Source organism: Allobosea sp. UC22_33 (assembly GCF_042700715.1).
Taxonomy (GTDB): Bacteria; Pseudomonadota; Alphaproteobacteria; order Rhizobiales; family Beijerinckiaceae; genus Allobosea.
The window spans coordinates 4455690-4473837 of the sequence record NZ_CP170556.1; the positions used below are offsets into that span (position 1 = coordinate 4455690).

The 18148-nt window shown below is 66.6% G+C and carries 21 protein-coding genes and 1 pseudogene; 8 read left to right on the forward strand and 14 right to left on the reverse strand.

All coding sequences use genetic code 11. The features are described from left to right. Positions 1–29 precede the first annotated feature (29 nt). From ACFJGT_RS21565 to ACFJGT_RS21585, 5 genes are all read right to left on the reverse strand, one after another. Positions 30–836 carry an inositol monophosphatase family protein gene (locus tag ACFJGT_RS21565; RefSeq protein WP_377842204.1) on the reverse strand — a complete coding sequence of 269 codons (807 nt, stop codon included), beginning with the start codon at positions 834–836 and terminating at the stop codon, positions 30–32. After that, positions 826–1554: an ABC transporter permease gene (locus ACFJGT_RS21570; protein ID WP_377842206.1), complete on the reverse strand. Its 729-nt coding sequence runs from the start codon at positions 1552–1554 to the stop codon at positions 826–828. The genes ACFJGT_RS21565 and ACFJGT_RS21570 overlap by 11 nt, the downstream gene beginning before the upstream one ends. A gap of 2 nt (positions 1555–1556) precedes the next feature. Further along, positions 1557–2255, reverse strand: a complete 699-nt coding sequence (locus ACFJGT_RS21575) for an ABC transporter permease (protein WP_377842209.1) — start codon at positions 2253–2255, stop codon at positions 1557–1559. Positions 2256–2328: 73 nt separating this feature from the next. Further along, on the reverse strand, positions 2329–3126 hold the full coding sequence (locus ACFJGT_RS21580; protein WP_377842216.1) for a transporter substrate-binding domain-containing protein: 798 nt from the start codon (positions 3124–3126) through the stop codon (positions 2329–2331). Between the two features lie 11 nt (positions 3127–3137). Beyond that, entirely contained in the window at positions 3138–3914 is a 777-nt protein-coding gene (locus ACFJGT_RS21585; RefSeq protein ID WP_377842220.1) for an ABC transporter ATP-binding protein, read from the reverse strand. Between the two features lie 174 nt (positions 3915–4088). Between ACFJGT_RS21585 and ACFJGT_RS21590 the strand changes: the two genes are divergently transcribed. From ACFJGT_RS21590 to ACFJGT_RS21610, 5 genes and pseudogenes are all read left to right on the forward strand, one after another. Next, complete coding sequence (locus ACFJGT_RS21590; protein WP_377842222.1) at positions 4089–5609, forward strand: PLP-dependent aminotransferase family protein; 1521 nt, start codon at positions 4089–4091, stop codon at positions 5607–5609. 56 nt (positions 5610–5665) lie between these two features. Then, complete coding sequence (locus ACFJGT_RS21595; protein WP_377842225.1) at positions 5666–6448, forward strand: 2-keto-4-pentenoate hydratase; 783 nt, start codon at positions 5666–5668, stop codon at positions 6446–6448. Positions 6449–6466: 18 nt separating this feature from the next. Next, the gene (locus tag ACFJGT_RS21600) at positions 6467–7672 is read left to right on the forward strand and encodes a PLP-dependent aminotransferase family protein (protein ID WP_377842227.1); all 1206 of its coding nucleotides are present in this window, start codon (positions 6467–6469) and stop codon (positions 7670–7672) included. A 57-nt stretch (positions 7673–7729) separates the two neighbouring features. Then, the gene (locus ACFJGT_RS21605; protein ID WP_377842230.1) at positions 7730–8392 is read left to right on the forward strand and encodes an RraA family protein; all 663 of its coding nucleotides are present in this window, start codon (positions 7730–7732) and stop codon (positions 8390–8392) included. A gap of 43 nt (positions 8393–8435) precedes the next feature. Then, a pseudogene (locus ACFJGT_RS21610) lies at positions 8436–8567 on the forward strand (phosphatase); the annotation flags it as partial. Between the two features lie 240 nt (positions 8568–8807). Here ACFJGT_RS21610 and ACFJGT_RS21615 read toward each other — a convergent pair. Then, complete coding sequence (locus ACFJGT_RS21615; protein WP_377842232.1) at positions 8808–9365, reverse strand: thioredoxin family protein; 558 nt, start codon at positions 9363–9365, stop codon at positions 8808–8810. Between the two features lie 40 nt (positions 9366–9405). Here ACFJGT_RS21615 and ACFJGT_RS21620 point away from each other — a divergent pair, with 40 nt between their 5' ends. The 3 genes from ACFJGT_RS21620 to ACFJGT_RS21630 all read left to right on the forward strand — a co-directional run bounded on the left by ACFJGT_RS21620 (position 9406) and on the right by ACFJGT_RS21630 (position 11296). After that, positions 9406–9798, forward strand: a complete 393-nt coding sequence (locus ACFJGT_RS21620) for a thioredoxin family protein (RefSeq protein ID WP_377842234.1) — start codon at positions 9406–9408, stop codon at positions 9796–9798. Positions 9799–9810: 12 nt separating this feature from the next. After that, complete coding sequence (locus ACFJGT_RS21625) at positions 9811–10191, forward strand: ArsR/SmtB family transcription factor (protein WP_377842236.1); 381 nt, start codon at positions 9811–9813, stop codon at positions 10189–10191. Positions 10192–10339: 148 nt separating this feature from the next. Next, complete coding sequence (locus ACFJGT_RS21630) at positions 10340–11296, forward strand: YeeE/YedE family protein (RefSeq protein ID WP_377842239.1); 957 nt, start codon at positions 10340–10342, stop codon at positions 11294–11296. A gap of 59 nt (positions 11297–11355) precedes the next feature. Here ACFJGT_RS21630 and ACFJGT_RS21635 read toward each other — a convergent pair whose 3' ends face one another. The 8 genes from ACFJGT_RS21635 to soxZ all read right to left on the reverse strand — a co-directional run bounded on the left by ACFJGT_RS21635 (position 11356) and on the right by soxZ (position 18131). After that, positions 11356–11742 carry a c-type cytochrome gene (locus ACFJGT_RS21635; protein WP_377849037.1) on the reverse strand — a complete coding sequence of 129 codons (387 nt, stop codon included), beginning with the start codon at positions 11740–11742 and terminating at the stop codon, positions 11356–11358. Positions 11743–11786: 44 nt separating this feature from the next. Beyond that, a complete protein-coding gene (locus ACFJGT_RS21640) occupies positions 11787–13058 on the reverse strand; it encodes an FCSD flavin-binding domain-containing protein (RefSeq protein WP_377842242.1) in 1272 nt (423 codons plus the stop codon). Positions 13059–13064: 6 nt separating this feature from the next. Further along, positions 13065–13589, reverse strand: coding sequence for a DsrE family protein (locus tag ACFJGT_RS21645; protein WP_377842246.1), 525 nt, complete (start codon positions 13587–13589; stop codon positions 13065–13067). A 34-nt stretch (positions 13590–13623) separates the two neighbouring features. Then, on the reverse strand, positions 13624–13920 hold the full coding sequence (locus ACFJGT_RS21650; protein ID WP_377842249.1) for a c-type cytochrome: 297 nt from the start codon (positions 13918–13920) through the stop codon (positions 13624–13626). Between the two features lie 29 nt (positions 13921–13949). Continuing rightward, positions 13950–14696, reverse strand: coding sequence for a c-type cytochrome (locus ACFJGT_RS21655; RefSeq protein WP_377842253.1), 747 nt, complete (start codon positions 14694–14696; stop codon positions 13950–13952). Further along, positions 14680–15954, reverse strand: coding sequence for a sulfite dehydrogenase (gene soxC, locus ACFJGT_RS21660; protein WP_377842256.1), 1275 nt, complete (start codon positions 15952–15954; stop codon positions 14680–14682). Before soxC ends, ACFJGT_RS21655 begins: the two co-directional genes overlap by 17 nt. 45 nt (positions 15955–15999) lie before the next feature. Beyond that, positions 16000–17697, reverse strand: coding sequence for a thiosulfohydrolase SoxB (gene soxB / locus ACFJGT_RS21665; RefSeq protein ID WP_377842259.1), 1698 nt, complete (start codon positions 17695–17697; stop codon positions 16000–16002). Between the two features lie 104 nt (positions 17698–17801). Next, positions 17802–18131 (reverse strand): thiosulfate oxidation carrier complex protein SoxZ, encoded by a 330-nt coding sequence (soxZ, locus tag ACFJGT_RS21670; RefSeq protein ID WP_089173476.1) that lies wholly within the window; start codon positions 18129–18131, stop codon positions 17802–17804. Positions 18132–18148: the final 17 nt, after the last annotated feature.

Sequence of the window (18148 nt, forward strand, 5' to 3'; positions counted from 1 at the left end):
GGCTGACGATGATGCGATGTTCGGCCGGCTCACGCCGCCGGCTTGATCTCGGCGCGCGGCGCCGCGATCCGGCTCAGTGCTGCCCGGTGCAGTTCGGGATTGGCGGCGGCCAGGCAATGCCCGCTCGAATGCAGGGTCAGCGGGGCGCCGTCCCAATCCGTGATGACGCCGCCGGCATTGGCGATGACCGGGACATGGGCGAGCACGTCATGCGGGGTGGTGAAGCGGTCGATCGCGATGTCGATCCCGCCCGAGGCGAGCCGCCCGTAGGAATAGCAGCTGCCGCCATAGACGCACCAATGCACGGAAGAGCGCAGCGCCTGGAAGACCGGCAGTGACTGCGGATCGTAGAGTTCGATATTGCTGGTCGAGAGGACGGATTCCGGAAGGAGCTCGCGGCTGGAGGTCGTGACGCGGGTGTCGTTCAGCGTGGTCGGATAACCGTCGGCGCCGATCCAGCGCTCGCGCGTCATCGGCTGGTCGATCACGCCAAGGACGGGCACGCCCCTGCGGGTCAGCGCGATCAGCGTACCGAAGACCGGGATGCCGGCGACGAAGGCCTTGGTGCCGTCGATCGGATCGAGCACCCAGACATATTCGGCATCGGTCGCCTGCGCGCCGAATTCCTCGCCCTGGATGCCATGCTCCGGAAAGGCCTCGCCGATGCGGCGGCGCAGTTCCGTCTCGACGCCACGATCGATCTCGGTGACCGGGCTGTCGTCGCCCTTGGAGACGAAGGCGTTGTTCTGGCGGGCGGCCTCGCGGATGATCGCGCCGCTGGCATCGGTCAGCCCCTGGGCGAAGGCGATGAAGTTCCTGATGTCGCTAGTCGGCATGACGGACCTGTCCGGGTATTGCGGCTGTGCTCTTGAGGGGGCGCTGGTGCTTGCCGAGCGCGTATTCGAGGTATTTGAAGCAGCGCGTGATCACGAGCGTGATCGCGAGGTAGATCAGCGCCGCCATGATGAAGACCTCGTAGGGCTGGAAGGTGCTGGCGACGATGGTGTTGGCGACGCCGGTCAGCTCCATCAGCGTGATCGTGCTGGCGAGAGAGGTGCCCTTCAGCATGCCGATCGCCTGGTTGCTGTAGGCGGGCAGCATGAGCCGCAGCGCAATCGGCAGCACGATGAAGCGCTGGACCTGAAAGGCGGACATGCCGCAGGCGCGCGCCGCCTCGACCTCGCCCGCCGGCACGGCCTGGATCGCGCCGCGCAGGATATTGGTCGTGTAGGCGGTGGAATGCAGGGCGCAGGCAAGCAGAGCACAGACGAAGGGCTGGCGCAGCCAGGGCCAGAGAAAGCTCTGGCGCACGACATCGAACTGGGCGAGCCCGTAATAGACGATGAAGATCTGCACCAGCAGGGGCGTGCCGCGGAAGAAATAGACGAAGCCGTAGATCGGCGCGCGGGCGAGCCGGGAGCCATTGGCGTAGAGGATGCCGAGCGGCAGCGCGCAGACGAAGCCGATGATCTCCGTCAGCAGCAAGAGCTTGAGGGTGAGGACCGCGCCTTGCAGCAGGCGCGGCAGGCTTTCGATCATGAGCGACAGGTCCATGATCAGACCCTCCGGACGCCGCGGTTCGCGCGGGTCTCCAGCCATTCGATGATGAGGGAATTGGCGATGGTCAGCAGCAGGTAGATGATCGCCGCGAGCATGTAGAAATGGAACGGGCTGCGCGTCACCGAGGTCGCGATGTAGCTGACGCGCATCAGCTCCTCGAGCCCGACGACCGAGATCAGGGAGGTGTTCTTGAGCAGCGAGATCCAGATATTGCCAAGCGCCGGCAGGGCATAGCGCCACATCAGCGGCAGGCGGATATGGATGAACAGCGTCAGCGGCGACATGCCGAAGGCCTTCGCCGCCTCGATCTGGCCGGGCGGGATGGCGAGGAAGGCGCCGCGGAAGATCTCGGCCGCATAGCCGCCGAAGACAAGGCTCAGCGCCAGCACGCCGGCGCCGAGCGCAGGCATCTCGAAAGAGGTGTTCGGCCCGCCGATCCAGCGCAGCGCGGCTGACAAGGCGACCGTACTGCCGAAATAGACGAGCAGGATGATCAGCAGCTCCGGCGTGCCGCGGATGCAGGTGGTGTAGAGATCGCCCGCAGCGCGCATGGCTCGCGACGGCGAGAGCTTGGCGAGCGCGACGAGGAGCCCGATCGCGAGTCCCGCCAGCAAGGCCAGGAACGCGACCTTGAGCGTGACCATCGTGCCCCAGAAAAGCTGGGCGCCCCAGCCCTGAAAGAGGTCAGCCGTCATCGTTCATTCCCGTGCGGGGAGGATGGCGCCGGGCATGGCCGGCATCAGGCCATGCCCTTGCAGTCGAGGCGGCTCAGTCGGTCCAGACGCTCGGCATGACCGTGAACTTCCAGTATTTCTGGTTGATCGCCTTGAAGGTGCCGTCGGCGAACATGCCCTTCAGCGCGTCGTTGACCTTGGCCAGCAGCTCCGGCTCGTTCTTGCGCAGGCCGACGCCGACGCCCGGCCCGAAATACTTGATGTTCTCCAGCTCGGGGCCGACATATTTGAAGCCCTTGCCCTGCGGTTCCGCGAAGAATCCTTCCATCTTGATCGGCCCGGCCATGATCGCGTCGACGCGGCCGGAGACGAGGTCGAGCAGCAGGGTCTCGTAATTCTCGTAGCGCGAGATCTGCACGCCCGGGAACAGCTCGGTGAAATAGCGGTCATAGGTGCTGGAGCGGATCAGCCCGACGGTCTTGCCGTCCAGTGCCTTGGGATTGGGCGTGCCGTCGGCCGTCACGGGCTCCAGCTTGGACGCATTCGGGGCGACGAAGCGGCCGGTCGAGGAGCGGTAGGGAACGCTGAAATCGATGCTCTTCTGGCGCGCCTCGGTGATCGAGAGGCTGGCCAGGACGAGAGCGAACTTGCGTGACGTCAATGCCGGAATGACACCTTCGAGCGACTGGCAGACGAAGCTGAGCTGAAAGCCGGCGCGCTTGCCGATCTCGCGGGCGATATCGACGTCGAAGCCGACGAGTTCGCCGCCGGAGGTGCGATAGTTGAAGGGCGGATTGGTACATTCCGTGCCGACCTTGACCTCGCGGGCGAAGGCGGAACCGGCAAGCAGCAGGGCTGCGCCGGCGAGCAGGGTGAGAGCCGTCTTCTTCATGGGTCTTCTCCTCACAGAACCCGCTGCAGGAAGCGCCTGCACCGCTCGGACGCCGGATTGCCGAAGATGTTCTCCGGCGTGTCGCGCTCCTCGATCTTCCCCTCGTGAAGGAAGAGCACCTCGTTCGAGACTTCACGGGCGAAAGCCATTTCATGGGTCACGACGATCATGGTGCGCCCCTCCTCCGCGAGCTGGCGCATCACGCCAAGGACCTCGCCGACCAGCTCGGGATCGAGGGCCGAAGTCGGCTCGTCGAAGAGCAGCAGCTTGGGCTCCATCGCGAGCGCGCGGGCGATGGCGCAGCGCTGCTGCTGGCCGCCGGAGATATGGGCGGGATAGTGGAAGCGCTTGTCGAACAGGCCGACCTTGGCGAGCAGCGCCTCGGCCCGCTCCCTCGCTTCCGCCTTGGGCACGCCGAGGACCTTGATCGGCGCGATCGTGACATTGTCGAGGACGGTCAGATGGCTCCAGAGGTTGAAGCTCTGGAAGACCATGCCCATCCGGCTGCGGATCCGGTTGATCTGCTTCGCGTCCAGGACGGGCGCGCCCTTGCCGCGGCGATCCAGGTTCAGCGCCTCGCCTTCGAAGTGGATCGTCCCGGATTCGGGCGTTTCGAGCAGGTTGATGCAGCGCAGGAAGGTGCTCTTGCCCGAGCCGCTCGCGCCGATCATGCAGATGACGTCGCGTTCGCGAGCCGAGAGGCTGACGCCCTTCAGAACCGGGAAATCGCCATAGCTCTTGTGGATGTCATCCGCCGTGAGGACGGTCTTCGCCTCGGGTCGAGACACGGTTTCCCCTCCGCTTGCGCTGGATGGCCGGCTTTGTCCGGCCTTGATTGGCAGGGACCGTATCGGCGGCTAAAAGGTGCCTCAAGTACCAATTTTGCGGAATGCGGCACACCAATCCTGGGACGCGCTTGACCGCGCGGATCCCGCGCCGCTCAATCCTGGGCGACTGGCCGGATGACCCTGCCGCTCCGCTCTGACCACGCCATCGGGGACATGACCGCGAGCTTCAACTACCCTTTCTGGAACACGATCGCGCTGGTGCCGAACGGGCCGGAGCCGCTCTACGACCAGATCGCCGGGCAGCTCCGGATGCTGGTGGTTGCCGGCGCGATCCCCCGTGGCGTGCGCCTGCCGCCCACCCGCAAGCTCTCGGACGAACTCGGCGTCTCCCGCTCGACGATCGTGCTCGCCTATGCCCGGCTGAAGAACGAAGGCTATGCGCATGGGCGCACCGGCGCGGGCACCTATATCGAGAAGGACCTGCCCGAAGACCTGCACCGCCGGACCGGCGAACCGCCGCCTCCGGCGCCTTTGCGGCAGCCGCGCCTGCTGGCCGCGCGCGGACGCGCCCTGATGGGGCAGTCCCTGCCGAGCGAACGCGAGCTGGGCTATGATCTCAGCCCCCTGCTCCCGGCGCTCGACGAGCTGCCTTTCGCGGATATCCGCCGCAGCACCGCCGAATACTGGGGCTCGGAACCCTGGCCCCAGTTCAGCTTCAGCGAGCGGCTGGGCCTGCCGGCCTTGCGCCAGCAGATCGCGAAATATCTCGGCGAATACGAGGGCATTCCCTGCCGGGCGGAGCAGATCGCCGTCGTCGCCAGCACGACCCAGGCCTTCATCCTGCTCGCGCAACTGCTCCTCGACCCTGGCGACGGCGTCGTCATCGAGGATCCCGGCTATCCGACGCGCACAGCCGCGATGGTCGCGAACGGAGCGCGCATCCTGCCGCAGCGTGTCGATCAGGAGGGGCTCTGCATCGACCGGTTCGGCCCGGAGACGGAGGCCGCCCGGATGGTGATCGCCTCGCCGACGAACCAGTTCCCCTATGGCTCGACGATGTCGATGGAACGTCGGCTCGCCCTGTTGGCTTGGGCACGGACCCGCAACGCCTGGGTGATCGAATACGATTACAGCAGTCCGATCGGCATCAACCGCCAGCCGCTTCCCTCGCTGCTCTCGCTCGATCCCGACCAGCGCGTGATCTTCATCGGCAACATCAACCGCATCTTCTCGCCGTCGCTCGGCCTGACCTATCTGGTGCTGCCGCCAGACCTCGTCGAGCTGTTCTATCGGGCGAAGCTGGTCTTCTCCTGCTATTTGCCGCCGCCGCTGCAGCAGATGGTGGCCGACATCATGGGGCGCGGCGTCCTCGCCCGGCATGTCCGGCGCATGCGCCTGCTCTATCGGGAACGGGCGACGATCCTGGTCGATGCGCTCCGGCAGGCGCTCAGTGACCGCCTGCTCATCCCGGACGTCACGGCGGGGCTGCATCTGACGGCCCACGCGCTCGGGCCCCTGGACGATGCGGCCGTCACCGATGCGGCACGCCAGCGCGGCATCGATGCGCCCGCGCTCTCGCGCTATCGCTTGCAGGATACGACCGCGGCGGGCTTTGTCTTCGGCTTCGGCAACACCGCGCCTGAGCGGATCGCTCCGGCCGTGCGGCGCTTCGCCGAGGTCATGGCCGCGGCCTAGAGATGGTGGACACGACTTTTCACCCGGCAGCATCAGGGCCGGGACAGGAGACTGGAATGATGGACACGGATGGCTTGGCCAGCAGGCTGATCGACGAGCATGACCGGAATGAGAAGTTCCGCCCCTTCGCCGCGGCGAGCGGCATCGTCTCGCTCGACGATTCCTATGCGGTGCAGGAGCGCTATGTCGCGCTGCTCAAGCCCCGCTGCGGCGCGGTCGTCGGCTACAAGATCGGCCTGACCTCGCAGCGCATGCAGACGATGTGCGGCATCGGCCACCCGATCGCCGGCGTCGTCCTGGCCGACAGGCTGCACCGCTCCGGCGCGCGCCTCGCCATTGCCGATTACGGCCGCATGGGCCTCGAATTCGAGATCGCGGTGCGCATGGCCAGCGATCTCCCCGCCGGCGGCCCGGCCTGGACGCCGGAGACCATCGCGGCCCATGTCGCCGGCGTCTGCGCGGCCATCGAGATCGTCGACGACCGCGCCGCCGACTATGCCAAGCTCGACGTGCTCTCGCTGGTCGCCGACAACTCCTGGAATGGCGGCGTGATCCTGTCGGAATTCTGCAGCGACTGGCCGGCGCTGGACGCCGTCTCGGGAACGATCAGCCATAATGGAACGGAGATCGATCGCGGTTATGGCCGCGATGCCCTCGGCCATCCTTTCGCCCCGCTCGCCTGGCTCGCCAATGCGCTGGCCGCGAAGGGGCAGAGCCTGCGCGCCGGCGAGATCGTGATGACGGGCAGCCTCGTCACCACCCGCTTCCCCACCGAAAGCGAAACCTATCGCTTCGAACTCGAAGGCATCGGCGCCGTCGAGCTCAACGTCACCGCCTGAGTGCCGGAGAGGTAAATCATGATGTCTCGCCTCGCCGCCCGGATGAACCGGGTCAAGCCATCAGCCATCCGCGAGCTCCTGCGACTGGGCGCCGATCCCAGCGTGATCTCCTTTGGCGGTGGCTATCCCGACGCCTCGCTGTTCCCGATCGCGGGGCTGGACGAGGTCTTCCGCAAGACGCTGGCCGAGAACGGGCAGGAGGCGCTGCAATATACCGTCTCGAACGGCATGCCGCTGCTGCGCCGGCAGATCGCCGAGCGGATGACGCGCGACGGCGTGCCCTGCACCGCCGACGAGGTTCTGATCCTCCAGGGCGGCCAGCAGGGGCTCGATCTCGTCGCCAAGCTGCTGGTCGACAGGGACGACATCATCGTCGTCGAGGACCCGACCTTCCTCGGCGCATTGATCGCCTTCAACCCGTGCGAGCCGCGCTATGTCACGGTCGGCATGGACGAGGACGGCATGGATGTCGAAGCGCTCGACGCGGCGCTGAAGGCCAATCCGGGCGCCAAGTTCATCTACACGGTGCCGGATTTCCACAATCCGACCGGCGTCACCATGAGCCTGGCGCGGCGGAAGCGCCTGGTCGAGATCGCCAACGCCCATGACATCATCATCCTCGAGGATTCGCCCTATCGCGAGATCCGCTTCGAGGGCGAGCGCATCCCGCCGATCAAGAGCTTCGACACCGAGGGCCGGGTGATCTATCTCGGCAGCTTCTCGAAGATCCTGGCGCCGGGCCTCCGGCTGGGCTGGGCCGTGGCCTCGACCGACCTGATCGAGCAGCTTGGCCTGCTCAAGCTCGCGGCCGATACGCAGACGAGCACGCTCAACATGGCGGTCGCCTCGCGCTTCCTCGCGGATTACGACATCGACGCGCATATCGCGACGATCCGCACTGCGTATCGCCACAAGAAGAACCTGATGCTGGACACGATCCGGCAGAGCTTCCCGCAGGAGATCGCCTGCACGGACGCGAGCGGCGGGCTCTTCACCTGGCTGACCTTCCCGGAAGGCTTCGACACGGCCGCCTTCATGCTCGATCACGCACTGCCCGAAGCCCGCGTCGCCTATGTGCCGGGCGCCACCTTCTTCGCGCTCGACCAGCGGCCGAACCATGCCCGCCTGAGCTATTCGACGCAGACCGACGAGCGGCTCGTCGCCGGCATCACCGCGCTGGGCGATGTGCTGAAGGCCCGCATGGGATCGCGGGCGAGCGGCTGAAGCGGCCCATCTCGATCGAAACCGACAGCGCATGCCACGACAGACAAGGACCTGATCATGCCCGTGACCATCCACCCCACCCCCAAGAGCGACCTGACGGCCGCCGAGATCGAGCGCTGGCGCGCGATCCCCGTCGCGGTCGCGGTCGATCTCGGCCGCAATCTCAGTCAGATCGACCCGGCCATCCGCGCCCTGATGCCGCCCGGCCAGCAGCCGCGCCTGTTCGGGCGCGCGGTGACCGCCTTCTGCGAAGCGCCGGATTTCGGCTCCGTCGTGCGCGCGATGGATATCATCGGCCCCGGCGATGTCCTCGTCATCGCGGCGGGAGGCCATGCGGAAAGCGCGATGATCGGCGAGATCCTCGGTGGTCACATCCGTCGCAAGGGCGCTGTCGGCATCGTCTGCGACGGGGCGATCCGCGATGTCGGAACCCTTGCGGGCTGGACTGACTTCTCGGTCTTCACGCGCTCGGTTACGCCGCGCGGCCCGTCCTCGGCGGAGCGGGGCGAGATCAACCGGCCGGTCACGATCGGCGGCGCGCTCGTCTCGCCCGGCGACCTGCTGATCGGCGACGATGACGGACTGGTGGCGCTGACGCCCGCGACGATCCGCGGCCGCATCGCCGATGCCGAGGCGCGGCTGGTGCTCGAGGCGAAATGGGAGACCGCTTTGAAAGCCGGGCAGACCGCCGAGGCCGTCTTCGGCCTGAAAGCGCCGTAAGTCACCCTCGGCCTCGCATTCGAACGCCGCTCCGCTAAATCCGTTCGACTACTGCGCGCTGACGCCGATCGTGCGTAATGCCGGCGGCGCGATCACCGATTGGGAAGGCCGCGAGCTCACGATCCATTCCGGCCATCGCTGCGTCGTGGCGAGCGGGCAGCCCGGCACTGCATGAAGCGGTTCTCGACCGGTTGCGCCGCCATTGCTGAACCGGATCGTCCGGCGGTGAGATCGATGACGTTGTCGATCTTGGCCTGTCGTTCGACCGCCCGGCCGAGCTGCCGCTCTCCCCACACGCCCCCGCATTGTACGCGGTCGTCGCAGCCGCTTGAAGCGCTCGGACTCAACGGCAGGTGTGATGCTGCGCTCCTTGCCTCGCCGCCGCGTCTCGGACGGGCTGCGTTGAACCGCGCTCCTAACTGGCTTGGAGAACCTTGCGGAAGATGGCGAGGAACGGCTCCGGTTCCGGAAGCGTCTCCATCCGCGCCACCTCACGATCGCGCGGCTGCCGATCGGCCAAACCCGCGGCGCTCGAGGGGAAGAACTGGATCGCCGGTGTCCCGATGATCCCGTAGCGGGCCGCGAACCGCTTTTCAGGATGCTTCGTGCCGTCGAAATCCGTCACCTCGCGGGCACCGAGGATGTTGAGATGGAGGATGTTGAAGTTGCCGCGGATGTAAGCCTCGGTCGCCGGGTCGGCCATATGAACCTCGTGGAGGCGCCGGCAAGCGGGGCAGTTCCGCAGGCCCCACAGGATCGCGAAGCGCTTGCCGTCCCGCGTGGTGGAGGCGAGATCATCCGCCAGGTCGAGAAAGCTCTCCAGATACCAGTCGGACTGGTAGAGGCCGTCCTCTCCGAGCCTGGCCTTGCTTCGGGCGGGCATCGTCAGGAGCGGTGTGCCAAGCACCGCGGATGCCATCGTCAGCAGGCTCCGTCGGGTGATCATCGCGTTGCCTCCCGCATCCTCGCCCATGTCTCTGGCATAAACATATGAATACGACTATATTAAATGGATGATTGCAAGCTGGGGACATCGGGTGCGGAGCGCAGCGTTCGTCTTGCTGCTATGCGCATGGTTCCCGGCGCCGGCGCTTGCCGCCGAACTCGTCATGTACAGGCGCGATGGCTGCGCCTTCTGCCTGCGCTTCGAGCGCGAGGTGGCACCGCTCTACGGGAAGACGCGGGAGGGGAAGCTGGCACCGCTGCGGCGCGTCGATGTTCCGGCGGGCGGTGTTCGCGATGCGAGCCTGAAGGAGCCGGTCATTGCCGCGCCGACCTTCGTTCTCGTTGACAAGGGCCGGGAGATCGGCCGGATTACCGGCTATCTCAATGACGACATGTTTTGGGGTTTGCTCGGGTCGCTCGTTGCTGGCATGGACAAGCGCGACGCCAACCCGAAGCCTTGAGGTGGAGACAGGATGACCGCGATCGTCCCAAAAGCGCTCGAAAACGAGTTGCGCGACGGCGCCGAGTTCTCCCCCGAACTCGATCAGCTCATGCGCAAGGCGCGCCGGGCGAGCGACTTCCTGAAGGCGCTGTCGCATGAGAACCGGCTGCTGCTGCTGTGCCTGCTCGCCGAGCGGGAGCGCACGGTGACGGAGCTGGAGAACCTGCTGTCGCTGCGGCAACCGATGGTCTCGCAACAGCTCGCGCGCCTCCGGCTCGACCGATTGGTGACCACGCGGCGGGACGGCAAGGCGATGTATTACAGCCTCGCCAATGACGATGTCCGGCGCGTCATCTCCGTCATCTACGACATCTTCTGCGGCGCCGGATCATCCGAGTCGAGCCCATCGTGATCGGCGGCTCGGTCGCCTCGCCCCGCTTGCCATGACCGAGTTGTCGGCCTGGGGCGCAACGCTGGCGGGCGTGCTGGTCGGAATAGCCTGCGGATTCACGGCGCGGCGCGCGCGATTGTGCTCCTTTGGGGCCGTAGAGGACGCATGGATGGGCGGCGACACGCGTCGCCTGCGGATTTTCGGCCTCGCGCTGGCGATCGCATTGGCCGGTGCGCAGTCGCTGGTCGGCCTCGGCCTGCTCGACCCCGCGAATTCGACCTATGTGCAGCCGGCGCTGCCCTGGCTCTCCATCGCCGTCGGAAGCGTCATGTTCGGGCTCGGCATGGCGCTGGTCGGCACTTGCAGCTTCGGCTCGCTCGTGCGGCTCGGGTCCGGCGATCTGCGCAGCCTGATCGTGATGATGGTTTTCGGGGCGGTTGCCTATGCCACGCTCCGCGGCATGCTGGCGCCTGTCCGGATCGAGGTTCTGGAGAAAGCCGCCTGGCCGATGCCGGGCGGCTTGAAAGGCGATCTCGGCAGCGTGCTTGCCTATCTCGGCGTGCCGTATTCGCGCCTGGGCCTCACCGCGGCCGCCGTGGCGGCGTTGGTCGCAGCCGTGGCGGTCGATCCGCGGCTGCGCCGGTCGCCGCGCCTGCTGGTGGCGGGCGCGACACTGGGATTCGGCGTCGTGGCCGGATGGTGGGTCACCGGGGTGGCCGTCGATGCCTTCGATCGTATTCCGCGGGCGCAGAGCCTGACATTCGTCTCGCCGGTGGGCCGAGCCCTCTATGCCGTGCTGTCAGCACCTGCCGCCTTGCTCGAATTCGGCATCGGGACCCTCGTTGGGGTGACGTTCGGCTCTTTCCTGTCGGCGCTTTATGACCGGGAGTTCCGCTGGGAAGCTTTCGACGACGATCGCGAGATGCGGCGCCATCTCGTCGGTGCCGTATTGATGGGAGGGGGCGGCGTCCTCGCTGGAGGGTGCACGATCGGCCAGGGAATCTCGGCCGGATCGATGATGGCGCTGTCCTGGCCGCTCGCGATCGCCGGCATGATGATCGGCGCGCGGATCGGCATCGCCTTCCTGATGGAAGGCTCGCTCAGGGGATTGCTGCAGAGGCGCTGAAGCGGACCGCGGCGGGCCGCTCCAGGGTCGGCCCCGGTGCACTGGGCGCGGGAATAGCCCTATTTTTTCTTCCCGTCCTTGCCGAACTGATTCAGGAACGCCGCCAGATCGGCGATTTCCTTCTCGTTCTTGATGCCGACGAAGATCATCTTCGTGCCGGGAATCTTCGCCTTCGGCTCCTTGATGTAGTCGGCGAAGGTCGCTTCATCCCAGGTGATGTTGGCCCCCTTGTTGGCAGCCGAGTAGCTGTAGCCTTCCACCGCGCCGGTATGGCGCCCGAACAATCCGTTCAGCTCCGGCCCGACACCGTTCTTGGCGGTCTCGCCGACCTGGTGGCAGGCCCTGCACTTGTTGAAGGATCGCTCGCCGGCCGAGACGTCCTGAGCATTGGCGGATTGCGAGGCGAGCACCCCAATCAGCGCGGCGGCGGGAACCAACAATTTCATGCGATATCCTCTGGTGTCCTGATGAGAGTGGGCAAGGCGGTCGATCACGAGAACATGTCGGCCGTGATCGCGGCGTACCAGCCGAGATTCTCGACCTGGTTCTGCCGGCGCAGATCGACGGCTTCGCCATTCTGCGAGACGAAGGTTTCGACCGCAGCGATCCGGCCGTCGCGCGGCTCGTAGCGGCCGCCGACCTTGATCGCGTCATCGGTCTCGATCAGCGACCAGCAGGTGTTGAGGTAGCGCGGCGGGAAGCTGCGCGTTCCCGTCAGCTCCGCCCGGATCGTCATCGCCGCGACCTTGGCCTGGCTGTTGGCCGCGAAGGCCGATTTCGGCATGTCGCCGGCGATGCAGGCATCGCCCAGGACATGGATGTTCGCATCGGCGGTCGACTTCATCGTGGCGGGATCGATAGCGCAGTAGCCGCCTTCGGGCGCGAGCCCCGCGCTGCGGGCGATCTCGCCGGCCATCTGCGCCGGCACGACATTGACGAAGGCGCAGTCGCGATAGGTCTCGAAGCCGGTGACGACGGTGTTGGTCGCCGGATCGACCGACTTGACCCCGTCATGCACCTTGGGTCCGAGCCATTCGATCATCGTGCCGTAGGATTTCTCCCAGCCCTCCTGGAAGACGCCCTGCTTGGAGAAGCTTTCCTTGGGGTCGAGGATCACGATCCGGGCGTCGCCGCGCCCGGTGCTCTTCAGCACATGGGCGAACATCGAGGCGCGCTCGTAAGGCCCCGGCGGGCAGCGATAGGGGTTTGGCGGCGCGATCATCACGATCGTCCCGCCATTGGGCACGGCATCGAGCTTCCGCTTGATGAGCTGCATCTGCGGGCCGGGCTTCCAGCCATGCGGCATGGCCTCTACGGCCGCCTTCGACCAGCCGGGCACGGAATCGTATTTGAGGTCGATGCCGGGCGAAACGACGAGGCGGTCATAGGGCAGGCGCTGCCCGTCCGCGAGGACGACCTCGCGCTTGTCCCGGTCGATCCGCATGGCGCGAGCCCGGGCGAGCGCGATGCCGTGACGACCCGTCAGCGCATCGTAGCGATGCGTGATCTCGTCATAGGACTTGAAGCCGCCGAGATAGAGATTCGAGTGGAAGCAGGTGTGATAGAGCTCGTTCTCCTCCACCAGCGTCACCGCCAGCGCGCCGTTCGAATCCCTGGCGAGATAGCGCGCCGCCGTGGCCCCGCCGGCACCGCCGCCGATCACCACGACGCGCGGCTTTGCCTGGCCGAGGACAGCAGGCGCCGCCAGCGTCGCCGCCGCTGCCAGCCCCGAGCGCAGAACCGTTCGTCGATCGAGCTTCATGGGCGCTCAACCGATCTTCAGATAGGCGAAGCCCTTCGCCTGCAGCGCCGCGACCGCCGCGACACCGGAAGGAACGAAGCCGGCGAAAGGGACATCTCTCGCCTTCGCCTTGTCGATCTTGTTCCGCTGGAAGGTGATCTCGCAAAGATGGACCTTGAGGCCGTTCTTCGCGAGAGCCTCGACCCGCTCGAACACCTTCAGTGCGGCGTCGTCGCCGGCCCAGCTCGTCCCCTCGAGGTCCTTCAGAAAGAACTTCACGCCCGCACCATGCGCGACGATGGCGAGCTGCAACGCGAAGGGGTCGGCGCCATAGGCCGAATAATGGTTCGCGATATTGGTCAGCATCTGGTCGAACCGGGCCACGTCGCCGAAATCGCAATGGTAGACGCAGGCGATGTCGGCCTCCTTCTTGATATCCGCGAGGCTGAGCTGCTTCGGGGCGGCGGCAGCGGAGCTGGCCGCGACCGCGAGGCCGGACGCCGCGGCCGCGAGAAGGCCACGGCGCGACGAAATCAACGCGTTGTCAGTCATCGTTTCCTCCCTGTTGGCCGCCGCATATCGACGGTCAGGGGGCTTTCAGCCCCGCGTAATAGGCGGCCAGGGCCGCGATATCCTCTTCCGAAAGCTGCTTTGCGACATTGCCCATCGCGGCATTGTCGCGCTCGCCGCGCCGATACGTCATCATCAGCGCGGTGAACTGATCGGCGGGCATGCCCGCAAGCGCCGGGATGGCGCCGGCCTTCGGCGCGCTGCCCATATGGCAGGCGGCGCATTCGGCCGAGAGATATTCCCCGAGCGCCCGGTCGGCCGCCGCATGGGCCGGGGCCGCGGCAAGCCCCGCCGCCACCGCAGCGAAGCTCATCCAGCCGGATCCCGCTTGCGGCCCTGCCATCAATCCACCTTCGGTGCCGTCTTGGAATCCGGCGTCACGTCGAGCACCGTGGCGCGGCCGGTGATCTTCACCTCGCTCTTGCAGTCCTTCATGCAGGGTTGCCTGCCCCAGAACGCCTTCTCGGTCGTCTCGCGATCGTCGTCGTAGAAGGCCGCGGCATTGGGCAGCTTGACCGAGGTGAAGTTCTTGTCGGAAAGCTCGAAATCCTCGTCCTTCACGATATCGTTGAGATAGAGGAGATAGGCCGTCAGGGCATAGACCTCGTCCGGCTGCAGCGACTGCGCGTTGCCGTAGGGCATGGCGCGGTGGATATAGTCGAAGACGGTGGAGAGATCCGGCCAGAACGAGCCGATCGTCTTCTCCGGCCGGTCATCCTTCAGCGAGCCCTGCCCGCCCGCCAGGACCGGCCAGCGCCCGTTGCCCTGCCCGAACTCGCCGTGACAGGCCGCGCATTGCGCCTGGAAGAGCTCATCGCCCTGCCGCACCGTGCCCTTGCCGGGAGGCAGCCCCTGCCCGTCCGGCCGCACGCCGATGGACCAGGCTTTGAGCTCCGCAGGCAGTGCCTCGCGCCCGAGCCCGAGCTTCGGGGCGGCCGCCGGAGCCGCAGGGGCAGTAGCCGGTGCAGCATGGGGAGGCTTCGCCGGCCCGTGGTTCTTCTGCGTCGGCTGCGCCAGGAGCGGCCCGACGAGGGCGACGGCCAGCCCGGCCGCGCCGGCCAGCAGCGCGTTCCTAGGAGATTTCGACATTCTCGGTCTCCCCGTTCGGCTTCACATGCCAGGTCTGGATGCCGTTGTTGTGATAGATCGAATTGGCGCCGCGGATTTTGCGCAGCTCCTCCTTGGTCGGCTGAACATAGCCGGTGGAGTCCATCGCCCGCGACTGCACCAGCAATTCCCCGCCGGTCCAGTCGAAATCGACGTAGAAGCGGGTCAGGGACTTGTCGAGCACCGGCCCGTCGATCCGCGCGCTCTGCCAGTTCTTGCCGCCGTCGAGCGTGACGTCGACGCGCTTGATCGTGCCGCGGCCGGACCAGGCGAGGCCCGAGAGCACATTGCGGCCCTTATGTTTCAAGGGCGCCTGCGGCGACGGGTTGGTGACGACCGACTTGGCATCCATGAAGAAGGTGAAGCGGCGCGAACGCCCGTCGGCCAGGAGATCGGTATATTTCGAGGTCTCCTCGCGCGCCATCCAGGGCATGTCGCCGACCTCGATGCGGCGCAGCCATTTGACCCAGAGATTGCCCTCCCAGCCCGGGATGACCGCGCGCAGCGGATAGCCCTGCTCCGGCCGCAGCGCCTCGCCGTTCATGGCGAAGGCGATCAGCACGTCGTCGAGCGCCTTCTCCAGCGGCAGCGAGCGGTTCATGCCGGAGGAATCGGCGCCCTCCAGCATCAACCATTTCGCCTTGGGCTTCAGGCCGGCCTCGGCGAGGATCGTCTTCAGCGGCACGCCGGTATACATGACGTTATGGACCATGCCATGCGTGAACTGGCAGCCATTGAGCTGCGAACCGCGCCATTCCATGCCCGAATTCGCCGCGCATTCCAGGAAGTAGACGCGGTTCTCGCGCGGCATCCGCTTGATGTCGTCCATGGTGAAGACGAGCGGCTTCTCGACGAGGCCGTGGATCATCAGGCGGTGATTGGCCGGGTCGATATCGGCGATCCCGCCGTGATGGCGCTCGAAACACAGGCCGGACGGCGTGATGATCCCGTCGAGATCGTGCAGCGGCGTGAAATTCACCGAGGATTCCGGCGAGGCCGTCAGCCACGGCACGTCGCGCCGGATCACGTTCTTCTCGTAGCGCGAGGGCACGCCATAGGGGTGCTTGTCGACCCCTTCGCCGAGATAGCGGTTCCAATCCTGGACGTCGGTGATCAGGGGGTCGGGCTTGCCTGCTTCGGCGCGGGCGGAGCCGGCCGTGACCAGGCCGGCGCCGGCCAGGGCCGCGCCACCCAGGAAGCGGCGCCGGCTCGGAGCCGGATCGTCTCGATGCGAGGTCATCGTCTCATGTCCTCCGATTGCGGGGGCGGTGCGGCACGGCGGCGCTCAGGCGCCGCTGACCTTCACCGCGGTGTTCGGTTTGAGGGAAATGGTCTTGGCCTTGGCGACGTGATCGCGCACGACATCCCAGATCGGCGGGCCTTGCGTGCCTTCGTTGACGCTGGCCCAGCCCGAAACGACATAGCGCTTGCCGGCCTCGATCGGCTGCCCCGTCTTGAGATGGGTGAGCTCCGAGATGCGGCTGCCCATCGACTGGGCGATGTCGATCGCGTAACCCATGCCGCCGACGCGGACCATGTCGCCGCCACCCTGGAAATACGAATCGGGGTGGAAGATGTTGTCGGCGACGTCCTCCAGCACATCCTTCAGCTGCTGGCCCGTCATCTCCATCCGGTAGCAGTTCGGATAGGTGATGGCGGTGGCGTTGGTGATCGCCTCCCAGGTGATGGGATCGCCCGGCAGGAGCGTGCCGCCCCAGCGGAAACCGGGCGACAGCGTGATCTCGGCATCGCGCTGCTCCATCATCGCGGCGCAGATCAGGTCGTCGAAGGTGCCGTTGAAATTGCCGCGCCGGTAGAGCAGCGAATCCGTGCGGCCGATCTCCCGGGCGAGATCCCCGGCGAAGGGCTCGCGCACCTTCCTGATCAGGGCCGCCATCTCGGCATCGGGCGCGATCGCGTCGGTGAAGACCGGCATCAGCTTGAAGCGGATCTCGGAGACCTTGCCGTCCTTGACCGCGATATCGAGCCGCGACAGGAACTTGCCATGCGAGCCGGTGGCGACGAGGGCCGTATCCCCGACGCGGACCAGTCCCGGCATGGCATCATGGGTATGGGCGGTCAGGATGATGTCGATGCCCTTCACCCGCGAGGCGAGCTTGCGGTCGACATCGAAGCCGTCATGCGAGAGCAGCACCACCACGCCCGCGCCCTCGGCGCGCGCCTCCTCGACCTGCTTCTGCAGCTCCTCCTCGCGGATGCCGAACTCCCAGTCCGGGAACATCCAGCGCGGATTGGCGACCGCGGTGCGCGGCAGGGCCTGGCCGATGACGGCGACCTTGACGCCGCCCTTCTCGAAGACCTTGCGCGGCGGAAAGACCGGCTCGTTCCATTCCTTGTCGCGGATGTTCTGGGCGAGGAAGGCGAAGGGAGCCGCCTCGACGATCTCCTTGACGCGGTCTGCGCCGAGCGTGAACTCCCAATGCGAGGTCATCGCGTCGAGCTTCAGCGCGGACATGGCATCGACCATGTCCTGGCCCTTGGTCTGCAGCGCGCTCCAGCTGCCCTGCCAGGTATCGCCGCCATCGAGCAGCAGCACCTTGTCGTCGCCGCGCTCGGTGCGGATCGCCTTCACCAGCGTGGCGACCCGGTCGAGACCGCCCATCCTGCCATAGTTGCGCGCGAGCTGGACGAAATCGTCGGAGGTCAACGCGAATGCGTCGGGCGAGCCGGCCGCGACCTTGAAGTGGTCGCGGAAGGCCGCATCGGTCAGATGCGGCGGCAGGCCCTTGACCTCGCCGACGCCGAGATTGACCGACGGCTCGCGGAAATGCAGCGGCATGAGCTGCGCGTGGATATCGGCGAGATAGAGGATCGTGACCGTGCCGAGCGGGTCGAAGCGCAGGATGTCGGCCTGCGAGAGCTTCTGCTGCGCGGCGGCGCGCCCGAGCGGCCCGAGCCCGGCGGATACGGTCAACGCCCCGGCGACGGCGGTCGCCTGCAGGAATTCGCGTCTCGAGATCATGACTCATCCTTCGGGTACGCGCATGTCGCGCCCCGGGAAGTGATCGGATTGTCAGGCGGATGCCCGGCGCCGCGCCCTCGCGCCGGCCGGGCGGAAAGCGGGCGTCAGCCCACCGTCAGCTTGCTCTTGGCGGTGTATTCGGAGCCGTCGTCATCCTTCCAGGCGAAGGTGAATTCTCCGGACTCGGCCGCCTTGAAGAAGAAGGACTGGTAGGGGTTCGCCGAGATCGCCGGGTTCCAGTCGGCGGCGAAGACGGGCTTGCCGTTGAAGCTCGCGGTGAACTTGTTGATGATCTTGCGCGGGATGGTCTCGCCCTTGGCGTCCTTGCGCTGACCGGATTCCATCTCGTGCGAGATCAGGGTCTTGATCTCGATCATCTCGCCGGCGGCGGCTTTCGCGGGAACGCGCACCCGGGGCGTGGGCTTCGTGGTCATGGGTTTCCTCGCCTTCT

Excerpts from the sequence above, each read along its gene's own strand:
- ACFJGT_RS21565 (WP_377842204.1), bottom strand. The coding sequence starts at position 836 with ATGCCGACTAGCGACATCAGGAACTTCATCGCCTTCGCCCAGGGGCTG.
- ACFJGT_RS21570 (WP_377842206.1), bottom strand. The coding sequence starts at position 1,554 with ATGGACCTGTCGCTCATGATCGAAAGCCTGCCGCGCCTGCTGCAAGGC.
- ACFJGT_RS21575 (WP_377842209.1), bottom strand. The coding sequence starts at position 2,255 with ATGACGGCTGACCTCTTTCAGGGCTGGGGCGCCCAGCTTTTCTGGGGC.
- ACFJGT_RS21580 (WP_377842216.1), bottom strand. The coding sequence starts at position 3,126 with ATGAAGAAGACGGCTCTCACCCTGCTCGCCGGCGCAGCCCTGCTGCTT.
- ACFJGT_RS21590 (WP_377842222.1), top strand. The coding sequence starts at position 4,089 with ATGACCCTGCCGCTCCGCTCTGACCACGCCATCGGGGACATGACCGCG.
- ACFJGT_RS21595 (WP_377842225.1), top strand. The coding sequence starts at position 5,666 with ATGATGGACACGGATGGCTTGGCCAGCAGGCTGATCGACGAGCATGAC.
- ACFJGT_RS21600 (WP_377842227.1), top strand. The coding sequence starts at position 6,467 with ATGATGTCTCGCCTCGCCGCCCGGATGAACCGGGTCAAGCCATCAGCC.
- ACFJGT_RS21605 (WP_377842230.1), top strand. The coding sequence starts at position 7,730 with ATGCCCGTGACCATCCACCCCACCCCCAAGAGCGACCTGACGGCCGCC.
- ACFJGT_RS21615 (WP_377842232.1), bottom strand. The coding sequence starts at position 9,365 with ATGGGCGAGGATGCGGGAGGCAACGCGATGATCACCCGACGGAGCCTG.
- ACFJGT_RS21620 (WP_377842234.1), top strand. The coding sequence starts at position 9,406 with ATGATTGCAAGCTGGGGACATCGGGTGCGGAGCGCAGCGTTCGTCTTG.
- ACFJGT_RS21625 (WP_377842236.1), top strand. The coding sequence starts at position 9,811 with ATGACCGCGATCGTCCCAAAAGCGCTCGAAAACGAGTTGCGCGACGGC.
- ACFJGT_RS21630 (WP_377842239.1), top strand. The coding sequence starts at position 10,340 with ATGGGCGGCGACACGCGTCGCCTGCGGATTTTCGGCCTCGCGCTGGCG.
- ACFJGT_RS21635 (WP_377849037.1), bottom strand. The coding sequence starts at position 11,742 with ATGAAATTGTTGGTTCCCGCCGCCGCGCTGATTGGGGTGCTCGCCTCG.
- ACFJGT_RS21640 (WP_377842242.1), bottom strand. The coding sequence starts at position 13,058 with ATGAAGCTCGATCGACGAACGGTTCTGCGCTCGGGGCTGGCAGCGGCG.
- ACFJGT_RS21645 (WP_377842246.1), bottom strand. The coding sequence starts at position 13,589 with ATGACTGACAACGCGTTGATTTCGTCGCGCCGTGGCCTTCTCGCGGCC.
- ACFJGT_RS21650 (WP_377842249.1), bottom strand. The coding sequence starts at position 13,920 with ATGAGCTTCGCTGCGGTGGCGGCGGGGCTTGCCGCGGCCCCGGCCCAT.
- ACFJGT_RS21655 (WP_377842253.1), bottom strand. The coding sequence starts at position 14,696 with ATGTCGAAATCTCCTAGGAACGCGCTGCTGGCCGGCGCGGCCGGGCTG.
- soxC (WP_377842256.1), bottom strand. The coding sequence starts at position 15,954 with ATGACCTCGCATCGAGACGATCCGGCTCCGAGCCGGCGCCGCTTCCTG.
- soxB (WP_377842259.1), bottom strand. The coding sequence starts at position 17,697 with ATGATCTCGAGACGCGAATTCCTGCAGGCGACCGCCGTCGCCGGGGCG.
- soxZ (WP_089173476.1), bottom strand. The coding sequence starts at position 18,131 with ATGACCACGAAGCCCACGCCCCGGGTGCGCGTTCCCGCGAAAGCCGCC.